Annotated in this window: 24 protein-coding genes; 15 read left to right on the top strand and 9 right to left on the bottom strand. The window is 61.0% G+C overall.

Annotated elements, in window-relative coordinates; genetic code table 11:
* Positions 1-181 precede the first annotated feature (181 nt).
* The 3 genes from NHAM_RS02125 (at position 182) to NHAM_RS02115 (ending at position 2,517) form a co-directional block, all read left to right on the top strand.
* Positions 182-937, top strand: coding sequence for a DUF1223 domain-containing protein (locus tag NHAM_RS02125; protein ID WP_081434928.1), 756 nt, complete (start codon positions 182-184; stop codon positions 935-937).
* A 628-nt stretch (positions 938-1,565) separates the two neighbouring features.
* Positions 1,566-1,937 (top strand): DUF2794 domain-containing protein, encoded by a 372-nt coding sequence (locus tag NHAM_RS02120; RefSeq protein ID WP_011509001.1) that lies wholly within the window; start codon positions 1,566-1,568, stop codon positions 1,935-1,937.
* A gap of 217 nt (positions 1,938-2,154) precedes the next feature.
* Positions 2,155-2,517, top strand: coding sequence for a ComEA family DNA-binding protein (locus NHAM_RS02115; RefSeq protein ID WP_011509000.1), 363 nt, complete (start codon positions 2,155-2,157; stop codon positions 2,515-2,517).
* Here NHAM_RS02115 and NHAM_RS26350 read toward each other — a convergent pair.
* The 5 genes from NHAM_RS26350 to ftsY form a co-directional block, all read right to left on the bottom strand.
* Positions 2,495-2,728 carry a hypothetical protein gene (locus NHAM_RS26350; protein WP_157043510.1) on the bottom strand — a complete coding sequence of 78 codons (234 nt, stop codon included), beginning with the start codon at positions 2,726-2,728 and terminating at the stop codon, positions 2,495-2,497. The two genes, NHAM_RS02115 and NHAM_RS26350, sit on opposite strands and share 23 nt — an antisense overlap.
* A gap of 47 nt (positions 2,729-2,775) precedes the next feature.
* Complete coding sequence (locus tag NHAM_RS02110) at positions 2,776-3,150, bottom strand: hypothetical protein (RefSeq protein ID WP_011508999.1); 375 nt, start codon at positions 3,148-3,150, stop codon at positions 2,776-2,778.
* 3 nt (positions 3,151-3,153) lie between these two features.
* On the bottom strand, positions 3,154-3,279 hold the full coding sequence (locus NHAM_RS28805; RefSeq protein ID WP_283805359.1) for a hypothetical protein: 126 nt from the start codon (positions 3,277-3,279) through the stop codon (positions 3,154-3,156).
* A 223-nt stretch (positions 3,280-3,502) separates the two neighbouring features.
* Positions 3,503-4,102 carry a septation protein A gene (locus tag NHAM_RS02105; RefSeq protein ID WP_011508998.1) on the bottom strand — a complete coding sequence of 200 codons (600 nt, stop codon included), beginning with the start codon at positions 4,100-4,102 and terminating at the stop codon, positions 3,503-3,505.
* Between the two features lie 103 nt (positions 4,103-4,205).
* Positions 4,206-5,153, bottom strand: coding sequence for a signal recognition particle-docking protein FtsY (gene ftsY, locus NHAM_RS02100; protein ID WP_011508997.1), 948 nt, complete (start codon positions 5,151-5,153; stop codon positions 4,206-4,208).
* 52 nt (positions 5,154-5,205) lie between these two features.
* Here ftsY and NHAM_RS02095 point away from each other — a divergent pair, with 52 nt between their 5' ends.
* Both NHAM_RS02095 and NHAM_RS02090 read left to right on the top strand, forming a co-directional pair.
* Complete coding sequence (locus tag NHAM_RS02095; RefSeq protein WP_011508996.1) at positions 5,206-6,084, top strand: RluA family pseudouridine synthase; 879 nt, start codon at positions 5,206-5,208, stop codon at positions 6,082-6,084.
* A gap of 473 nt (positions 6,085-6,557) precedes the next feature.
* Positions 6,558-7,991 carry a DEAD/DEAH box helicase gene (locus tag NHAM_RS02090; protein ID WP_011508995.1) on the top strand — a complete coding sequence of 478 codons (1,434 nt, stop codon included), beginning with the start codon at positions 6,558-6,560 and terminating at the stop codon, positions 7,989-7,991.
* Between the two features lie 145 nt (positions 7,992-8,136).
* Here the strand turns inward: NHAM_RS02090 and NHAM_RS27890 are convergent, their stop codons facing one another.
* A complete protein-coding gene (locus NHAM_RS27890; protein ID WP_245269975.1) occupies positions 8,137-8,349 on the bottom strand; it encodes a hypothetical protein in 213 nt (70 codons plus the stop codon).
* 60 nt (positions 8,350-8,409) lie between these two features.
* Here NHAM_RS27890 and infA point away from each other — a divergent pair, with 60 nt between their 5' ends.
* Both infA and NHAM_RS02080 read left to right on the top strand, forming a co-directional pair.
* Positions 8,410-8,691, top strand: a complete 282-nt coding sequence (gene infA / locus NHAM_RS02085; RefSeq protein ID WP_011508994.1) for a translation initiation factor IF-1 — start codon at positions 8,410-8,412, stop codon at positions 8,689-8,691.
* Between the two features lie 270 nt (positions 8,692-8,961).
* The gene (locus NHAM_RS02080; protein ID WP_041357603.1) at positions 8,962-9,174 is read left to right on the top strand and encodes a cold-shock protein; all 213 of its coding nucleotides are present in this window, start codon (positions 8,962-8,964) and stop codon (positions 9,172-9,174) included.
* Between the two features lie 124 nt (positions 9,175-9,298).
* Here NHAM_RS02080 and NHAM_RS02075 read toward each other — a convergent pair whose 3' ends face one another.
* From NHAM_RS02075 to NHAM_RS02065, 3 genes are all read right to left on the bottom strand, one after another.
* Positions 9,299-9,913, bottom strand: a complete 615-nt coding sequence (locus tag NHAM_RS02075; protein WP_011508992.1) for a TadE/TadG family type IV pilus assembly protein — start codon at positions 9,911-9,913, stop codon at positions 9,299-9,301.
* A 13-nt stretch (positions 9,914-9,926) separates the two neighbouring features.
* The gene (locus NHAM_RS02070; RefSeq protein ID WP_011508991.1) at positions 9,927-10,496 is read right to left on the bottom strand and encodes a TadE/TadG family type IV pilus assembly protein; all 570 of its coding nucleotides are present in this window, start codon (positions 10,494-10,496) and stop codon (positions 9,927-9,929) included.
* A 306-nt stretch (positions 10,497-10,802) separates the two neighbouring features.
* Positions 10,803-11,288 (bottom strand): pilus assembly protein N-terminal domain-containing protein, encoded by a 486-nt coding sequence (locus tag NHAM_RS02065; protein ID WP_011508990.1) that lies wholly within the window; start codon positions 11,286-11,288, stop codon positions 10,803-10,805.
* A 322-nt stretch (positions 11,289-11,610) separates the two neighbouring features.
* On the opposite strand from NHAM_RS02065, the gene NHAM_RS02060 reads away from it, so the two are divergent.
* The 8 genes from NHAM_RS02060 (at position 11,611) to NHAM_RS02025 (ending at position 18,535) form a co-directional block, all read left to right on the top strand.
* Positions 11,611-11,781 carry a Flp family type IVb pilin gene (locus NHAM_RS02060; protein WP_011508989.1) on the top strand — a complete coding sequence of 57 codons (171 nt, stop codon included), beginning with the start codon at positions 11,611-11,613 and terminating at the stop codon, positions 11,779-11,781.
* 39 nt (positions 11,782-11,820) lie between these two features.
* A complete protein-coding gene (locus NHAM_RS02055; RefSeq protein WP_041357600.1) occupies positions 11,821-12,024 on the top strand; it encodes a hypothetical protein in 204 nt (67 codons plus the stop codon).
* An 82-nt stretch (positions 12,025-12,106) separates the two neighbouring features.
* On the top strand, positions 12,107-12,631 hold the full coding sequence (locus tag NHAM_RS02050) for an A24 family peptidase (protein WP_011508988.1): 525 nt from the start codon (positions 12,107-12,109) through the stop codon (positions 12,629-12,631).
* Positions 12,632-12,758: 127 nt separating this feature from the next.
* Positions 12,759-13,541 carry a Flp pilus assembly protein CpaB gene (cpaB, locus tag NHAM_RS02045; RefSeq protein WP_011508987.1) on the top strand — a complete coding sequence of 261 codons (783 nt, stop codon included), beginning with the start codon at positions 12,759-12,761 and terminating at the stop codon, positions 13,539-13,541.
* A gap of 15 nt (positions 13,542-13,556) precedes the next feature.
* Positions 13,557-15,017: a type II and III secretion system protein family protein gene (locus tag NHAM_RS02040; RefSeq protein ID WP_011508986.1), complete on the top strand. Its 1,461-nt coding sequence runs from the start codon at positions 13,557-13,559 to the stop codon at positions 15,015-15,017.
* 21 nt (positions 15,018-15,038) lie between these two features.
* Positions 15,039-15,779: a CpaD family pilus assembly protein gene (locus NHAM_RS02035; RefSeq protein ID WP_011508985.1), complete on the top strand. Its 741-nt coding sequence runs from the start codon at positions 15,039-15,041 to the stop codon at positions 15,777-15,779.
* Complete coding sequence (locus tag NHAM_RS02030) at positions 15,776-17,044, top strand: AAA family ATPase (protein WP_011508984.1); 1,269 nt, start codon at positions 15,776-15,778, stop codon at positions 17,042-17,044. The genes NHAM_RS02035 and NHAM_RS02030 overlap by 4 nt, the downstream gene beginning before the upstream one ends.
* Positions 17,045-17,065: 21 nt before the next feature.
* A complete protein-coding gene (locus NHAM_RS02025) occupies positions 17,066-18,535 on the top strand; it encodes a CpaF family protein (protein WP_011508983.1) in 1,470 nt (489 codons plus the stop codon).
* Positions 18,536-18,543 lie beyond the last annotated feature (8 nt).

Here is an 18,543-nt window from a genome sequence, read left to right as displayed (position 1 = left end):
AGCCGCGGTCCAGGGGTTAGCGAATATCAGATCCAATCCTCCAGTCTCGCGATGGCCTCACCGCGAATTGAGTGGCAGGTAAGCGGAAGGCGGCCTATGAAAATGCCGGTTCCTCGCGTTCGGAGGTGTGCTTCCCTTCATGGCGCCGGCACACGTTGTGTCGCGGTTTCGGTGTAGCCCTATGATGACTCATGGTTGTTTGTCGCGCCTGTCCGGCGCGCTCGGCGTGTGCGTGTTCGTCGCGATCATTCGTCCCGCCGAGGCGGGCCCGCGCGCGGTGGTCGAACTGTTCACGTCGCAGGGCTGCTCATCGTGCCCGGCGGCGGACAAGATTCTTGGCGACCTCTCCAGGGATCCCTCGATTGTCGCGCTGAGCATGCCGATCGATTACTGGGACTATCTCGGTTGGAAAGATACGCTGGCCGACAACCGCTTTACTGCGCGCCAGAAGGCCTATTCGCAGATGCGCGGCGACCGCGACGTCTACACGCCGCAGGTGATCGTCAACGGATCGGCCCATGTGATCGGCAGCGATCGCGCGGCCATCGACAACGCAGTCCGCGATACCAAGAAGAACGATGACGTGATGTCGGTGCCGGTCTCGATGGCGGTGTCGGGACGGCAACTCAATGTGTCGGTTGCGTCCGCCAGCGCCAATCATCCTTCCGATCACGGCGAAGTCTGGATATGTGCGATCTCGAAGGCGGTGCCGATTGCGATCGGGCGCGGTGAGAACGGCGGCCGCGAAGTGACCTACCACAACGTCGTTCGAAGCTGGCTCAAGGTCGGCGACTGGACCGGCAAGGCCGGGACCTGGGCGGTGCCGATGGAGAATATCGCGCAAGATGGCGTCGACGCCGCGGTCGTCTACGTTCAGGACGGCAATCGCGACAGGCCCGGTCCGATGCTCGGTGCGGCCTATACCTCGCTGCACTGAATCATCCTCAATCTTTCAGGATTGTCGTTCCAGGCAGTATCGTTGTTTCGGGATCGTCCTGTCCGACCGGCACAACGCGTTTGCGCGCATGGTGCAATCCCGATGCGCAAATCAAACAGCGGGATTTCTCCCAAAAGAGGCAAAAGAGGCATGTCTCGCAAAAGAAAAAGGACCAGCTTTCGCCGGTCCCGAGCGGTCTTGGAGTTTTAGTTCCCCGCGAATAGGCCCGATCCTGATGGCCCCGGGGGGCTGGGGGCTGAGGATCCGGCACCGAAAGGACCGGGCCATCGCAGTGACTGTTTTCTCGCAATCCAGCAGGGCGGTTGCTTGACGGAAATTGGGCTGCATTATGATTTTGACTGACGTTCTTGTGACGGCGCTGTTTTGATCGCGGCGTTTGGACGCAGCTATAGCGCTTTCGAGCAAAGTATGTCCCCTCGGGCTTGACCCGAGGATGGGGTGAAAACGCGTCAAAGCTGGAGCCCGGCTTAATTCGACCAAAGCCGGAATGGCTCTGGTGCGACGGGTCAGGACGAGGTTGCTGCGGGACCTCTCGAGAACGCCCAAGGCCTCTTGCGGCGAGGCGCATCCGGCGCGATCATGTCGTTGACATTGACAGGAGGCGCCGATGAGTTCGCTATCGGGCGACATTGATCCAAGCGAGAACCGCGCGGCGGACCGCAGTCCCGCAGCGCTCCCCGTTCCAGGCCGCGTCACGTTCACCCGCCTCGAACTCAATCGTATCCTCAATCTTTATGGACGCATGGTCGCCGACGGTGAGTGGCGGGATTATGCAATCGATTTTCTCAAGGACCGTGCCGTGTTCTCGATCTTCCGCCGCGCCTCGGAGGTTCCGATCTACCGTATCGAGAAAGATCCGCGGCTGGCGCGCAAGCAGGGTGCCTATAGTGTGATGTCGGCAAGCGGCCGGGTCCTGCGGCGCGGCCACGAACTCGACCGCGTTCTGCTTGTCATCGACCGCAAGCTGGCGCTGGTCTAGAGCCTTTCGCTTCTGATGGAATCAGAAGCGGGCTCTATAATTTTGATTTGACGCGGTTTCTTCCCGCGAACCGGTACCCACTTCGCTCGAAAACGCTCTAATCTGGTTAACCGCAGGAAAATGCTCTCAATCAATAATCTGCGCGTATTCTAATCGCAAAACCGATGTCTACTTTTGCGGAATACGCGTCTGCACCAGCCCTGGAGGAAAATTTTTCATGCGTCATTTCACGCTCGCCTCGATCACCGCCGCCGCGCTTGCGCTCGGCCTGCTCGCCTCCTCGCCGTCGATGGCCCAATCGACACAGCCTGCCGCCAAATCCGACAGGATGGCGCCGGCGGGGAAAATGGCACCCGCCGCCAAGACGGTGCCCGCCAACTCCGACGCGGCCAAACTCGACATCAACACCGCGACCAAGGAAGAGCTGATGGCCTTCAAAGGCATCGGCGACAAGTATTCCGACAAGATCATTGCCGGCCGTCCCTACGCCAAGAAGGACCAGCTTGTCTCGAAGAACATCCTGCCCGCCGCGATCTACAAGAAGATTGCCGGCCAGATCATCGCATCGCAGTCGAAGTAGTTATTGCGACCGTCTTCATGAGGCGGGTCAAATTATCAAACGCACCGGCCATCGCCGCCGGTGCGCTTTTCATGTGTTTGAAAGAGCCCCGAGACTCGGCATTGCGGTCGACCGCCCCAATTTGTTGGCTTGGAGCGTTTTCGCTTCTGATGAAATCAGAAGCTGGCTCCATGATTTTGATTTGACGCGTTTTCTTCACGCGAACTGGCATCCACCTCGCTCGAAAACGCTCTAATCCCGAGCCTTGCGAAAGGTTCCTTACTTAGCCCTTGCCCACAGGGCCTTTATTTTGTTCGGAACACGCGTGAAGGGCAATAAAAAGCCCAGCCAGAAAAAAGACAAACCGAGCAGCACCACCAGGTTCACTTTATCTGATGTATTGGCTAATCCCGTTTGAAGCGTTTGGGCGTAAGCAAAAGCAAAGTAAATGCAAAACAGCGCGCTCACGCTTAACGTCAGGAACCTTTTAGGACGCGGTCTTACGAACCTGCCAACAAGCTGCCCCGCTTGATATCCAACCATCACGCCAACCGCTGCTATGAGCCGAAACATTGAGAGTTCTGAAGGAACAAAAAATCCAAAGCTCAAAACAAGCCCGGCGACGCCAAATACAATAGTCAGCATTAAATTCATTATTCATTCTTTTGCGAGAGCCAACAACGATACGTCGCTGGCAAAGATAGGCTCCAATTTTTTACGATCAAGCAAAACCAGATCGACAGATACTTTTTGAACCTTCTTCGCCGGTATTTCAAACTTCATTGACTACCCCGAAACGACAAGAAAATCTGATTTTTTAAGATATTTCGACTGGAACGTTGGCCAGAGCGCTTTGGGTGTCACCCGCTGGCGAAAATTCATTCAGGAGTACATGTCCCAATAAACTCAATGGAATGCTGCGCCGCATAACGTGTGGGGGGCTCGTGCGCACCCATGGAGAAGACCGTCAGAATAAACCGTAAGACCCCCAGCGGTTTGGGTGAAGCTACTTCCTGACATCGCCCTCGCTGGCATCGCTGGCCTCGAGCGTGGCAGGCTCCAGATGATAGCGTTTTGTCAGCGGCATCTGCATCATCGCAAATATCATGGTGAGCGGGACCGCCCCGAAAACCTTGAAATTGACCCAGAAATCCGTGCTCTGGGTGCGCCAGATGAGTTCGTTCAGGATTGCCATGCCGAAAAAGAACAGTGCCCAGCGCAGCGTCAACACCTGCCAGCCCCGCGGCGTCAGGTTGAACACCTGATCGAACATGATCGCGATGAAGGAGCGGCCAAACAGCAATCCGCCGCCGAGCACGCCCGCGAACAGGGAGTAGATGATGGTCGGCTTCACCTTGATGAAGGTCTCGTCATGCAGCACGAGCGTCAGCGTGCCGAACACGATGACGACAATGCCGGTGACCAGCGCCATCAGCGGGATATGTCGCGTCACCACATAGGACGCGATCATCGCCGCCACGATCGCCACCATGAACGCAGCCGTTGCGACGAACAGGTTAAACTTGGCGTTGGCGGCGAAGAACACCAGCAGCGGGCCGAGTTCGGTCGCGAGTTTGAACAGCGGGTGCGGTTGCTTCTTGTCCATCGTCCTGCCTGTTGTGACCGTCATCATCCGCGAAAGCGGACGATCCGATATTCCGATCAACGCGCCAGCATACTGGATGCCGCCTTGCGCGGGCATGAAAAAACTAAGCCTCGATCCCCGCGATCGCCTTTGCGAAATCGTGCGCGGTGAACGGCGCGAGATCGTCGACCCCCTCGCCGACACCGATGAAATGCACCGGGAGCTTATGTTTCTCCGCCAGCGCCACCAGAATGCCGCCCCGCGCGGTGCCATCCAGCTTGGTCATCACCAGCCCGGTGACGCCGGCGGTGCGATGAAACGCCTCGACTTGCGACAGCGCGTTCTGTCCGACGGTGGCATCGAGCACCAGCAGCACCGCATGGGGCGCCGCCGCATCGACCCTTCGGATGACGCGAACCACCTTTTCGAGTTCGTTCATCAGTTCGGCCTTGTTCTGCAGGCGGCCGGCGGTGTCGATCAGCAGCACGTCGCGTCTATCGTCCCGCGCCGCGGTCAACGCGTTGAACGCGAGGCTTGCGGCGTCCGATCCTTGCGCGCCGGCGACGACCGGCGAGCCGGTGCGCTCGCCCCAGACCTGCAATTGCTCGATCGCCGCGGCGCGAAAGGTGTCGCCGGCCGCCATCATCACCTTGCGTCCCTCGGCGGACAACTTCGCCGCGAGCTTGCCGATGGTCGTGGTCTTGCCGGAACCGTTGACGCCGACCACCAGGATGACGAACGGCTTGTGCGTTTCATCGACGACCAGCGGCTTAGCCACCGCCGCGAGAACTTTTTCCACTTCGGTCGCGACGACAGCCTTCACCTCATCGGCGGAGATAGCCTTGTCGTAGCGTCCCTCACCGACCGCCGCCGCGATCCGTTCCGCGACCGCGGTTCCAAGATCGGCGCGCAGCAGCACGTCCTCGATATCGTCGAGCATGGCGCGGTCGAGCTTGCGCTTGGTGACGAGATCGGCCACCGCCGTGCCGAGCGAACTCGAGGTCCGCTTGAGGCCGCCGGACAGCCTGCGCCACCAGCTCTGTTTCGGTTTGTCGTCGGTGCTGTCGCTCATTGTGGAGGTGTGTTAGCCGTTTCAACCTCCAAGCGAAAGCCTTGAACTATTCATGGATACGCCCCAACTCAGCGCCGAACAAATCCAGGCCCGCGTGCTCCACCGCGACGGGCTGATGCTGGTGATCGACAAGCCGGCCGGCATCCCCGTGCATCGCGGTCCCAAGGGCGGCGCCAATCTCGAGGCGTCGTTCGAGGCGCTGCGGTTCGGCCTGCCGCGGCCGCCGGTGCTTGCCCATCGGCTCGACCGCGACACCTCGGGCTGTCTGGTGCTCGGACGTCATCGCAAGGCGACGGCGTCGCTCGGCCTGCTGTTCAAGCACGGCAAAATTTCAAAAACCTACTGGGCCGTGGTCGAGGGCGGCCCCACTGAGGACGAGGGCACCATCGACATTCCACTCGGACGGCTGAACCACGAACGCGGCTGGTGGCAGAAGCCGGACCCGAACGGGCTGCCGTCGGTGACAAGATGGAAAGTACTGGGGCGCGGCATTTTCACTGCGGCCAGCGATCGCTTCTCCCCTTCCCCTTGCGGGGTCGAGACGAGCGAAGCCCGTCCTGAGGGGGCGGGCGCGAGGGGCAACAGTGACGGCATTGCACCAGATCACCCCCCTCCCCGCGCAAGGGAGGAGGGAATTCAACTCACCTGGCTGGCGCTGGAGCCGGTCACCGGCCGCACCCATCAACTGCGCGTCCATTGTGCGGCGATGCGCTGGCCGATCGCCGGCGACAACATTTACGGAACGCAGGCAAGTCTGCGCCGCCTGCGCAATGAACAATATATCCCACAGTTCGGCGAACCCAGTCTGCATCTGCATGCGCGCGAGATCGCGATTCCCCTATCGAAGAACAAACCGCCCATCGTCGTCACCGCATCCGCGCCCGTGCATTTGCACGCGCGACTCAAGGCGTGCGGGTGGAATGGGGAGTAATTCGCGGCGTAAGGACGGCGACGCCGCCAGCACGGCTAACCGCCGCCACTTTTTGAGCATTTGCGGCTGATCGGTTAGAGCCTTTCCTCTTCTGATAGAATCAGAAGCGGGGCTCTATGATTTTGATTTGACGCGTTTTCTTCACGCGAACCGGTGACCACTTCGCTCGAAAACGCTCTAGAATTATCGCGCCGCGAATCACAAGCCCAGGCGCACGGCGAGGATCGGTTTTCGCTTCCAAAAATCCTTTGCCAGGCTAAACCTCGACAAAATACCTTGAATCTGCCGCGTTCCTGTTCCATATGGTGTCGCGACCCTGAGAATGATCGGGTCACTGCGAGCCGCGTGTTCTGAGCCCGTTCGACGGTTTCTGGCTTGCCCTTCACCTAGCCTCAATCGACGCCCCAAGCACGCGGGTGTCCGCAGACACCTTGGCACGCCCCGGCTGATGTGGCCGGGCGCCCAGTCGCATAATGGAAAGAAACCACCTTTTGTCCTCCTTTCAGGATTTCGGCCTTGCCGATCCAATTACACGTGCGCTCGCAGAAGAGAACTATCTGACGCCCACGCCCATCCAGACTCAAACCATTCCTCTTGCCCTCGCCGGACGCGACATCGTCGGAATTGCCCAGACCGGAACCGGCAAGACCGCATCCTTCGCGCTCCCGATCCTGCATCGCCTGTTGCAAAACCGCATCAAGCCGCAACCCAAGAGCTGCCGGGTGCTGGTGCTCAGCCCCACGCGCGAGCTTTCGGGCCAGATCCTGGAGAGCTTCAACGCCTACGGCCGCCACCTGCGCCTGACCTCGGCTCTCGCGATCGGCGGCGTTCCGATGGGGCGTCAGGTCCGCGCGGTCATGCAAGGCGTCGAAGTCATGGTCGCCACACCGGGTCGCCTGCTCGATCTCGTTCAAAGCAACGGGCTGAAGCTCGGTCAGGTCGAATTTCTCGTGCTGGACGAAGCCGATCGTATGCTCGACATGGGTTTCATCCATGACATCCGCAAAGTCGTCGCCAAGCTGCCGGTCAAACGGCAGACGCTGTTTTTCTCGGCCACCATGCCGAAGGACATCGCGGAACTCGCCGAGCAGATGCTGCGCGATCCGGCACGCGTCGCGGTGACGCCGGTCGCCTCCACCGTGGACCGTATCGCCCAGCGCATCATCCAGGTCGATCATGCCAGCAAGCCCGCGTTTCTGGCCCAGCTTCTGAAGCAGGAGCCGGTCAACCGCGCGCTGATTTTCACGCGGACCAAGCATGGCGCCGACAAGGTCGTGAAGAGCCTCGCCAAGTCCGGCATCAGGTCCGATGCGATCCACGGCAACAAATCGCAGAACCACCGCGAGCGCGTGCTGGCGGCCTTCCGGACCGGAGAGATCCGGACGCTGGTTGCGACCGATATCGCGGCCCGCGGCATCGACGTCGACGGCATCAGCCACGTCGTCAACTTCGACCTTCCGAACGTCCCCGAGACCTACGTCCATCGCATCGGCCGCACCGCGCGCGCAGGCGCCGACGGCGCAGCGATTTCGCTGGTCGCCGGGGCCGAAGAAATGGCCTATCTCCGCGATATCGAAAAGCTGATCCGCGTGGCACTGCCGAGAGAAGATCGCCGGACACCGGGGCAGCGCGAGGCGGCGCCGGCCCATCAGCAGCATCGCGCCGGACGCCCGGCACAGCCTAGTCACACGACCAGAGCGGGCGACGCCGCTCCCGGCGCGAAAGGTCCGCGCCGCCGCAGCCGTCATGGCAACGGCGTGCCGCAAACGAAGCGGCCGGAAGCCGGCCGGCATGAGCCCTCCCGTTCATCGCAGGGCGGCAAGGCCGAGGGGATGCAGGGCGTTGCCTTCCTGCACCGCCAAAGCCGGCCAGCGCGCGCAAAGCCCGGCCAACGTCCTCAACGCTAGGAGTGGATTTGACATTCACTACCCACCTGACCGCGCGTCCGGGACGCGAATGTCAAATTCAAAACTCCACTGGAAACCTGATAGTTGCTAGTGGTCCCGTGGTTCTAACATTCGCAAAAGGGCCTGCTGAAACGAGATGCGAATGTTAGAGCCGGACCACTAGAGCGGAATGAGGAAAAGTGCGTAGCGGTTTTCCGCCCGCATCCCGCTCTAAAATATTGGGATCGATCACGATCATGATTTTGGATCGATTCGCTCCAAAATCATCGTGATCTAGCGCGCGTTCCGCAAAAGTGGATACCGGTTTTGCGATAGGAATACGCGCAAGTTTTTGATTGAGAGCATTTTCTTCACGCAAACCGGTTTCCACTTAGCCGGAAAATGCTCTAGTGAAGCGCCACTCGATCCGGAGAACCATATGGCGAAAGAAGAACTGATCCAGTTCGAAGGACTGGTCACCGAAATCCTGCCCGACGCCCGCTATCGGGTGCAGCTCGATGCCGGGCACGAAATCGTGGCCTATACCGCCGGCAAGATGAAAAAGAACCGAATCAAGACGCTGGCCGGCGATCGCGTCACCATCGAGATGTCCCCCTACGATCTCGAAAAGGGTCGCCTGATCTTCCGGCACAAGGACGAGCGACCCAGCGGCGCACCGCGTGGCGGACCGCCGCGCGGGGGCCAGTTCCGCCGCAGATAGCCGACGTCCGACGGTGGGAGGACCGTGCGCCGATATCAGGGCGAGGGCCGGCGGCCGCGCCGGCAGCTCGGCACATCTTAAAAAATCCTGCACGTCAGGATTGTTTTGCGGCCTGCCTTCGAATAATATGGGCTCTAGCGATTTTCGGCCGGACGACATTGGCTATCCACCGGTACAGCCGGTTTAGACCCTGACGACCCTTCCAAAAATCCGATCTCGCCAACCCGCCGAAAGCGGGCTTCGACATACGTATTTGAAAAGGGACTACCCGTGAGCATGGGAACCGTGAAGTGGTTTAACGCGACCAAGGGCTACGGCTTCATTCAACCGGACGATGGCGGCAACGACGTGTTCGTTCACGTCAGCGCCGTTGAACGCGCCGGACTTGGAACGCTGCGTGAAGGCCAGAAGATCAGCTACGAGATCGTCGCTGATCGCCGCTCTGGCAAATCATCGGCCGACAATTTGCGGGCCGCTGGTTAAACACTACCTAGACGCTTCGTTCAGCGAAGCGCAATTAAGATCGAAAACGATCGGATTACCGAAGGCCGTGCGTCAGCGCGGCCTTTTTTTTATTTGCAACGATACCCGAAGTGTTGGCGTAGCTTCAATTCGTCGGGCAAGGAGGAAAAGGGGTGCCGGCAGGCGGCGTGGGATAGGTGACGCACATGGACTGACGCGGCCGCGTATAGGCGGTGTCGCTCAGCGTCACGCCGGCTTTCGCCATCACGTAGCCGACGATCGGCTGGTAGAGATAGCTGACCTCGCTGTAGATCAGGTACTGACCGGGAAGCGTCTTGTCCGACGAATCCTTGCCGATGAGGTCCGACGAAATGCTGACTGTCGAGCCCACGCCTCGCGGCGACGATCCCTGGCTCCACTGCACCCGCGCCACAGACGTCGCCGGATCGATGTAGAGTTCCGAAATGGTGGCCTGGACCGGCGCCGACGGATAGGGCCACATGATGCCATAGCTGGCAGCCAAGAAGTTCGTGATGTCCGCGTCGCCCACCACCTTGGACTGCGACGTCAGGTCGGACAGCGTCCTCGCGACCAGCGTGACCTTGCGCTTGACCGCCACGCCCGACGACACATCGATGGTCCCGAACAGCATCACCAGCATCAGCGGCACGATCATCGCAAATTCGATCGCGGCAACGCCCCGCGAATCACGCCGCATCGCTGCCGCCGAAACCCTGATGCATGACCAGATACTGGACATCGACGTCACGTCCTCAGCTATAGGGCTCGTTTTTGAAGGCGACCGTCGCTGCCAGCAGCCGCTTGCTGCCGCTCAGGTTGGCGAGGTTGTAGCCGAGTCCCGTGACAAACAGCGGCCACTGATAGAACAGCCGCACGACGACGATATCTCCCGGACCGCCGGCGCTGTATTGCGTATTATCGACGAAATTTCTGTCCCCGGTGATCGGATCCGCGGTGATCGAATCGTCGATCTCTACGCTTCCGAATCCGGACGGGTAGCTATGGACATCGACAAAGATTCCATTCTCGCAATCGAACAGCACGCTCGCATTCGCGCAGACGACGTCTTTCTTAAAGCTCGCCTTGTCGTACTTGGCGATCTGTGCCTGACCGGTCTGGATCATGCGCGCCGAGTCCTGCAACGTGGTCTCCAGGCTCTGGCTCGCAAAGAACACCATGCCGGTCTCGATGATCGCAAACAGCAGCGCGAAGAACAGCGGCGCGACGAGAGCGAACTCCACCGCCGCGGACCCGCGCTGATTGCCGCGGAAACGGCCGGCCACCCTTGCGGCTACGGTCCTGAAACGGGGGAATGGCGACATCGCAAAATCCTTGAGCACGGCGGGATTTATCTACCGTCAAGGACTAGCCGAAACAGATTGTTGAAGTGTTTCGCCCGATGGAAGCAGAATGCCCCTCGCCGTATACCCGATATCAACCATTCCTGGATTGGCTTGCTAGAGCATGATCCCGAAAAGTGGAAACCGGTTTCGGGTAAGATCATGCTCAATCGAAAGGATAAGGCTAGAATCTGATTCAACGGAGTTGGATCAGACTCTAGCCGCGCTGTCGCGGAACGCACGCGCCAGGCGTCCCGGTATCGGTTGCCGGACGGTCAATCGGCTTTATTATTTTGCACCGCCGGCCTGCGAACTTAGATTGCTGGCCTGGTCCATCGTCGCCTTGAAGTAGGCGACGCTGTCCCCGAGGGTGATGCGCTTCTGGCAAACCGGCATGCAGCTATACGACTCGCGCTCCACGCCGCGATAGACCGTCACCACCTGATCGCTCGGCCCTTCGACCTGAATGACGCGATCCACCAGAATGCTCCCGGCGCGGTCCATCGCAATCACGTTGGTTGCGCCGTATCCCTTTCCGGTCACGACCACGAGGCCGCCCGGCTGCAGGGTGACGTCGGCGATCAGCGGGTTACCGACCACGATCGTCGCGATATGTCCGGGCAGCTTGACCAGCTTCGCCTGGTCCACATTGACCGAGATCGGGTCGCTCGTCACCTCGGCGAGAGCCGCCGTCGGACCAAGCAAAATCGCCGTTGCAAGCGACAGGCCGACGACCGAAGCACGCGAACGACCACGCAAAAACTTGAACCACATACTGTACTCCGGGACGCATACCAGCCGGCAAAAGCGATACGCAACGGTGCCGGCGCCCGACATGGCAAATCTGCCGTTAATTGATGAACGAACTGCAAACGGCCCCCCGCAGCTATCCTTTCGAGGTAGAATGCATTTTTATACATCTCCCTTAAATCTAAATTCACTCTGAGAAAGAACCAGCCCGTTACGGCCGCGTTTCTGCAATCGAATTAACTGCGCTGCAATTTCTCCCACCCTACGGTGGTGTCATGGTCACGGTGCTGAGAACGCCGTTAGGACCAGGTAGTTCGAAAGCCACGTGAGCACAGGGAGTTTTCTTATGAAGAATCTGGTCAAGCGTTTCGCCAAGGATGAGTCCGGCGCCACCGCGATCGAATACGGCCTGATCGCCGCCGGCATCGCCGTCGCGATCATCAGCGCCGTAAACCTCGTCGGCACCAACCTGATCAGCAAGTTCACGCAGGTCAGCGACCAACTGGCGAAGCCATAAGCGAAAGTCTTCCGTTTCGCGCTCAAAAAAGGTCCCGGTATGCCGGGGCCTTTTCTGTTCCTGCTTCTGCTCGTCCGCAAGAAGCTGAACCGGGCCGCCATGATCATGTTGAAGCCTTCCATGCCCAAAACGCATTATCGGCCCGACGATGAGCAAACGAGACAGGCCATCCAGACCGTTTGCATGGCACTGACCCTCGCCGTGATTGCCGTCACAGCCCGGATTATCGCCGTCTGGCCATGACCTTTCCCGTTTCCCGAACGTTCACTTTGACCGGCCAGGATCAAACTTCGTAACGGATGGCGCTGCAGGGGCTCATATCACCATGGCACTCGATGTCGCACGCTTGCTGCTGTTTCCAGCCCTGATGGCATTCGCGGCCGCCAGCGACCTGCTCACCATGACGATCTCCAATCGGGTCTCGCTGCTTTTGGTGGCCGGCTTCCTCGTGGTGGCTGCCCTGAGCGGCATGAGCCTTCACGACATGCTGTTACATGCCGGCGCCGGCCTTGCTGTCCTGCTTGTCGCATTCACCTGTTTCGCGATGGGCTGGGTCGGCGGCGGCGACGCAAAAGTGGCGGCCGCGGCCGCCCTTTGGTTCGGCTTCGGACATCTGCTGGAGTATCTGGTCTATGCCTCGCTGTTCGGCGGAGCCCTGACGTTGCTGCTGCTCCAGTTCCGGCAATGGCCTCTGCCGGCGCTATTTTACAGTCAGGACTGGCTGCTCCGGCTGCACGGCAAGGATACGGGAATTCCCTACGGCATCGCGCTCGCGCTTGGCGCCCTGCTGATCTATCCGGAGACCGGTTGGATCAAGGCGGTCGATTTGGCGCGCTTTGCGCTTCACTGAAGCGCGTACAAGAAACCTCTCATTAACGCGATTTGGATACGCCTCATTAACCATGCTTTGACGAATATCTGTTCAACTCCCGTTACGACGGCGCAAGCGCCGCGGCGTAACGTGGAAAGTGAAGCGTATGAATACCGCACGCATTGTCGTCCTGACCATCGCAGTCGGTGCCGGCGGCCTTGCCGCCTATCTCGCGAGCGGATCCGACAAGAAGCCGCAACCCGCGCAGACCGCGCAGCTCCAGACGGTGGACGTTCTGGTCGCGAAATCGGACATCCCGCTCGGACAGGCGGTGACCGCGAACGACGTGGCGTGGCAGGCCTGGCCCGCAAATAGCGCCAGCAGCAGCTTCATTCGCCGCGACCAGCGTCCCGACGCCACCACGCAACTGGCGGGATCGATCGCCCGCTCGCCCTTCATCGCGGGAGAACCCATTCGCGAACTCAAGCTGGTCAGCGCGAAAGGATCCGGATTCATGGCCGCGATCCTGCCGACCGGGATGCGCGCGATCTCGACCGAAATTTCGCCCGAGACCGGCGCCGGCGGCTTTATTCTCCCCAATGATCGCGTCGACGTGATCCTCTCACAACGAGACAAAAACCCGGATCATCCAAACGCGAACTCCGTCAATTCGGAGACCATTCTCAGCAACGTGCGCGTTCTCGCGGTCGACCAGACCATCGAGGAGAAGAACGGGCAGAAGGTCGTGGTCGGCAAGACCGCGACGCTCGAATTGAAACCGGAGCAGGCGGAGATGCTGGCGCGGTCGCGCCAGATGGGAACGCTGTCGCTGGCGCTGCGCAGCCTCGCCGACGCCAATGCCCCGGAGAGCAGCACCGACGATCAGAGGCGCGACAGCATCAATATCGTCCGCTACGGCGTTCCGACCCAGACCACCGTACAGAGGTAATCAAGGACGCCCGTCATGACGTGGACGATAAATCCGACACCGCTGCAGGCCATTGTGGCGCGGTCTCTCTCGTTCGCAGCAATCGCCGCCTTCACGCTGAACCCGGCGCTGACGCCGGTGTTCGCGAGCGATTACCGCGTGCCAGCCGCAACGGCCGGCGCAAAGATGCACGCGCAATCGCTGTCGCTCGGCATCGGCAAGTCCGTCGTGGTGGACTTGCCCCGTGACGTCAAGGACGTCCTGGTCGCCGACCCGAAGATCGCAAATGCCGTGGTGAGGTCAGCGCAGCGCGCCTACATCATCGGCGCAGCGGTCGGTCAAACCAACATCATATTCTTCGACGGCAGCGGCCAGCAGATTTCGGCTTATGACATCGCAGTCACGCGCGACCTCAACGGCTTGCGCGCCGCGCTCAAACAGATCTTGCCGAATGCGGATATCAAGATCGACGGCCTCGGCGACGGCGTCGTACTTTCGGGTTGGGCCCAGAGCCCGGTGGAATCCCAGCAAGCGGCCGATCTGGCTGCACGCCTCGCGGGCGGTGCCGACAAGGTGGTCAACAGCATAGCGGTTCGCGGCCGCGACCAGGTCATGCTGAAGGTGGTGGTCGCGGAGGTGCAACGCGACATCATCAAGCAACTCGGCGTCGATTTGAGCGCCAACCTGAGCTATGGCACCGCCGTCGTGAACTTCAACAATTCGAATCCGTTCCTGGCGACCGGATCGGCGCTGGTGCCGGGCAACAGCGTGGTGGGCGGCTTCGGCAAAAGCATCATCAACGGCGTGACGATGCCGACCGTTCAGGCGACGCTGCGCGCGATGGAAAACTCAGGCGTCATCCGCACGCTCGCCGAGCCCAGCCTGACCGCGATCTCCGGCGAATCGGCGAACTTTCTCGCTGGCGGCGAATTCCCGATTCCGTCGGGCGTTAGTTGTACCAACGGAACGTGTACGCCGACCGTCACTTTCAAGAAGTTCGGTATTTCGCTGAATTTCACGCCGGTGGTGCTGAGCGAGGGCCGTATCAGCCTGCGCGTCGCCACCGAAGCGTCCGAAGTCAACAACGAAAACGCCATCCAGATCTCGGGCACCGCGGTGCCGTCGATCAAGACGCGGCGCGCCGATACCACGCTCGAGATTCCATCCGGCGGCTCGATGGTCATGGCCGGTCTTATCAAGCAGCAAACCAAGCAGTCGATCAGCGGCATGCCGGGCGTATCCCAGATTCCGGTGCTAGGAACGTTGTTCCGCAGCCGCGACTACGTCAACAACAACACCGAGCTGATGATTCTGGTGACGCCTTACGTCGTGCGCGCCGTCGCACAGAAGGATCTGTCGCGGCCCGATGACGGATTCGCGGATGCATCGGACCCGCAGGCCGACCTGCTGGGCAGCATCAATCGCATCTACGGCGTTCCGGGTCGCGCCGAACCCGCGCGCCAATATCGCGGGACCTATGGCTTCATCACCGACTGAGGCGGGGCAAGGAACGAAACGATGACATCCGCAGATTCCGCCGAACGCTACCGCAGTCTTCGCGTGGCTGTCCTCATCGCCGGCCTGGCCGCCGCGCTGGGCGCCTGCACGCATACGAGCCAGGAAGCCACCACCGCGAGCATTCCCAACGATTATCGCTTGCGGCATCCCATTGCGATCCAGGAAGCCAACCGGACGGTCAACATCTTTGTCGGCAACACGCGCGGCGGCCTGTCGGCATCGCAGCGCGCCGATGTCGTCGGGCTTGCGAGCGTCTGGCTCCGCGAGGGAACCGGCGCCATCGTCGCCGAGGCGCCAATGGGCACCAGCAACGCCCGGGCCGCCGCCGATTCACTCAGGGAAGTCCGCTCGCTGTTGACGGCTGCGGGCGTACCGCCGCGCGGAATCATCGTCCGGCATTACCATCCCGCCGACCCGCGCCTGTTCGCAACCATTCGCCTGACCTATCCGCAAATCGCGGCCGTGGCGGGACCCTGCGGGGTCTGGCCGGAAGACCTCGGCCCGTCGATCAAGAACAAGGGCTATCTCGACAACAAGCCGTACTGGAATTTTGGCTGCGCAAGCCAGCGTAATCTTGCTGCAATGGTCGATAATCCCTCCGACCTCGTGCAACCGCGTCCGGAAACGCCGACCTATACCGCCCGCCGGACCTACGCGCTCGATAAGTACCGGCAGGGTCAATCGTCAGCCACCGTCTATCCGGATGCGGACAAGAGCAAAATCAGTAGTGTGGGACAATGATCAGCTACCCTCGCCAGGACGCAGAAGAGCCAACCGCATCCGCTTCGCCGAAGGCCGACGATCATATCGCGCCGGCGCCGCGCGTATCGGTGCAGGCCTTTTGCGAGACGATGGAAACAGCCACGGCCGTGCAGGCGGCCGGCGAGGATCGCCGGCTGGGCAAGGCCCACCTCAAGATCCAGATGGGCGGCATGGCCGCTGCCGCGGAAGCCTATCGCTCGGCGCCGACGCCGAACGTCATCATTCTCGAAACTGAGGAGCGCGGCGATATCCTCGCCGGGCTCGACCAGCTTGCAACCGTGTGCGACGCAGGCACGCGCGTCATCGTGATCGGCCGGGTCAACGACGTCACGCTGTATCGCGAGTTGGTCAAGCGTGGCGTCAGCGATTATGTCATCGCGCCGGTCACCGCCGTCGACATCGTACGCGCGGTTTGCGGCCTGTTTTCAGCTCCCGAAGCCAAGGCGGTCGGCCGGATCATCGCCGTTGCCGGCGCCAAGGGCGGCGTCGGCGCGTCGACGATCGCCCACAATGTCGCCTGGGCGATTGCACGCGATCTGGCGCTCGATTCCGTCGTCGCCGACCTCGACCTCGCCTTCGGTACGGCCGGGCTGGACTTTAATCAGGACCCGCCGCAAGGCATCGCCGACGCCGTATTTTCGCCGGACCGCATCGACACGGCGTTCGTCGATCGGCTGTTGTCGAAATGCACCGATCATCTGAGCCTGCTCGCCGCGCCGGCGACGCTGGACCGGGTCTATGACTTCGGAACGGAGGCGTTCGATTCGATTCTCGATACCCTGCGGACGACGATGCCCTGTATCGTGCTCGATATCCCGCATCAATGGTCGGGCTGGACCAAGCGCGCCCTGATCGGTGCGGACGACATCCTCATCGTCGCGACGCCCGATCTCGCCAGCCTTCGCAACACGAAAAACCTGTTCGATCTGCTCAAGGCAGCACGACCGAACGACCGGCCTCCGCTCTACTGCCTCAACCAGGTCGGCGTTCCGAAGCGGCCCGAGATCAGCGCCAGTGAATTCGCCAAAGCCATTGAAAGCCAGCCGATCGTCAGCATCCCGTTCGACCCGCAGTTGTTCGGGTCTGCCGCGAACAACGGACAGATGATCGCTGAAATCGCGGCGAACCACCGCATCACGGACATGTTCTTGCAGATCGCCCAGCGCCTGACCGGCCGCGGCGAGACAAAGAAGCCGCGAAAATCGTTTCTGCCGCCATTCATCGAGAAGTTGCGGGCGAAATAAGTCACTGCGTGGAGTACCGTCGTGTTTGGCAAGCGTAGCGGACCAGAGGACGACGCCCGGAAGATGGCGGGCCTGACGCTGGAGGCCACTCCGGCCATCCAGAATGTGCGAGCGCCCGCGGAGATCGCTTCGCCGACCGTCGCCTCACCGCCGCTCGCCCCGGCGCGCTCCGCGCCGCACACACCGGCCATCGATGCCCGCCGGTCCGAAACCTATTATCAGGTCAAGGCGACGATTTTCGGCGCGCTGATCGAGGCCATCGATCTCGCCCAGCTCGCCAAACTCGACGGTGAATCCGCACGCGAGGAAATCCGCGATATCGTCAACGAGATCATCGCGATCAAGAACATCGTGATGTCGATCGCCGAGCAGGAAGAGCTGCTTGACGACATCTGCAACGACGTTCTCGGCTACGGTCCGCTCGAGCCGCTGCTGTCTCGCGACGACATCGCGGACATCATGGTCAACGGCGCCGGCACGGTCTTCATCGAAGTCGCCGGCAAGATCCAGCGGACCGGAATCCGGTTCCGCGACAACCAGCAACTGCTGAACATCTGCCAGCGGATCGTCAGCCAGGTCGGCCGCAGGGTCGATGAATCCTCGCCTATATGCGATGCGCGTCTAGCCGACGGATCCCGCGTCAACGCCATCGTTCCGCCGCTGGCGATCGACGGACCCGCGCTGACAATCCGAAAATTCAGGAAGGACAAGCTGACCCTCGATCAGCTGGTGAAATTCGGCGCCATAACGCCGGAAGGCGGCACGATCCTCCAGATCATCGGACGGTGCCGCGCCAATGTGCTGATCTCTGGCGGCACCGGCTCCGGCAAAACCACACTACTGAATTGCCTCACGAACTATATCGACCACGACGAGCGTATCATCACCTGCGAAGACGCCGCCGAGCTTCAGTTACAGCAGCCGCACGTGGTGCGCCTAGAAACCCGGCCGCCCAACATCGAGGGCGAGGGCCAGGTCTCGATGCGCGAACTGGTCCGAAACTGCCTTCGTATGCGCCCGGAGCGCATCATCGTCGGCGAGGTTCGCGGACCCGAGGCCTTCGACCTGCTGCAGGCCATGAACACCGGCCATGACGGTTCGATGGGCACGCTGCACGCCAATAACCCCCGCGAGGCGCTGTCGCGCTGCGAGTCGATGATCACGATGGGGGGCTTCGCGCTGCCCTCGCGCACCATCCGCGAGATGATCTGCGCCTCGATCGACATCATCATCCAGGCTGCCCGCCTTCGCGACGGCTCGCGGCGTATCACTCACATCACCGAAGTGATGGGGATGGAAGGCGACACCATCATCACCCAGGATATCTTCATCTACGATCTTCTTGGCGAGGACGCCAACGGGAACGTGGTCGGCCGACACCGTTCGACCGGAATCGGCCGGCCGCGGTTCTGGGAGCGCGCCCGGTACTATAACGAGGAGAAGCGGCTCGCAGCGGCGCTCGATGCGGCGGAAGTCAAGGTCGAAATCTGAGGACGCGC

It is taken from the genome of Nitrobacter hamburgensis X14 (assembly GCF_000013885.1).
In the GTDB taxonomy this organism is placed as follows: Bacteria; Pseudomonadota; Alphaproteobacteria; order Rhizobiales; family Xanthobacteraceae; genus Nitrobacter; species Nitrobacter hamburgensis.
This window is presented reverse-complemented; position numbering and strand designations above follow the sequence as displayed.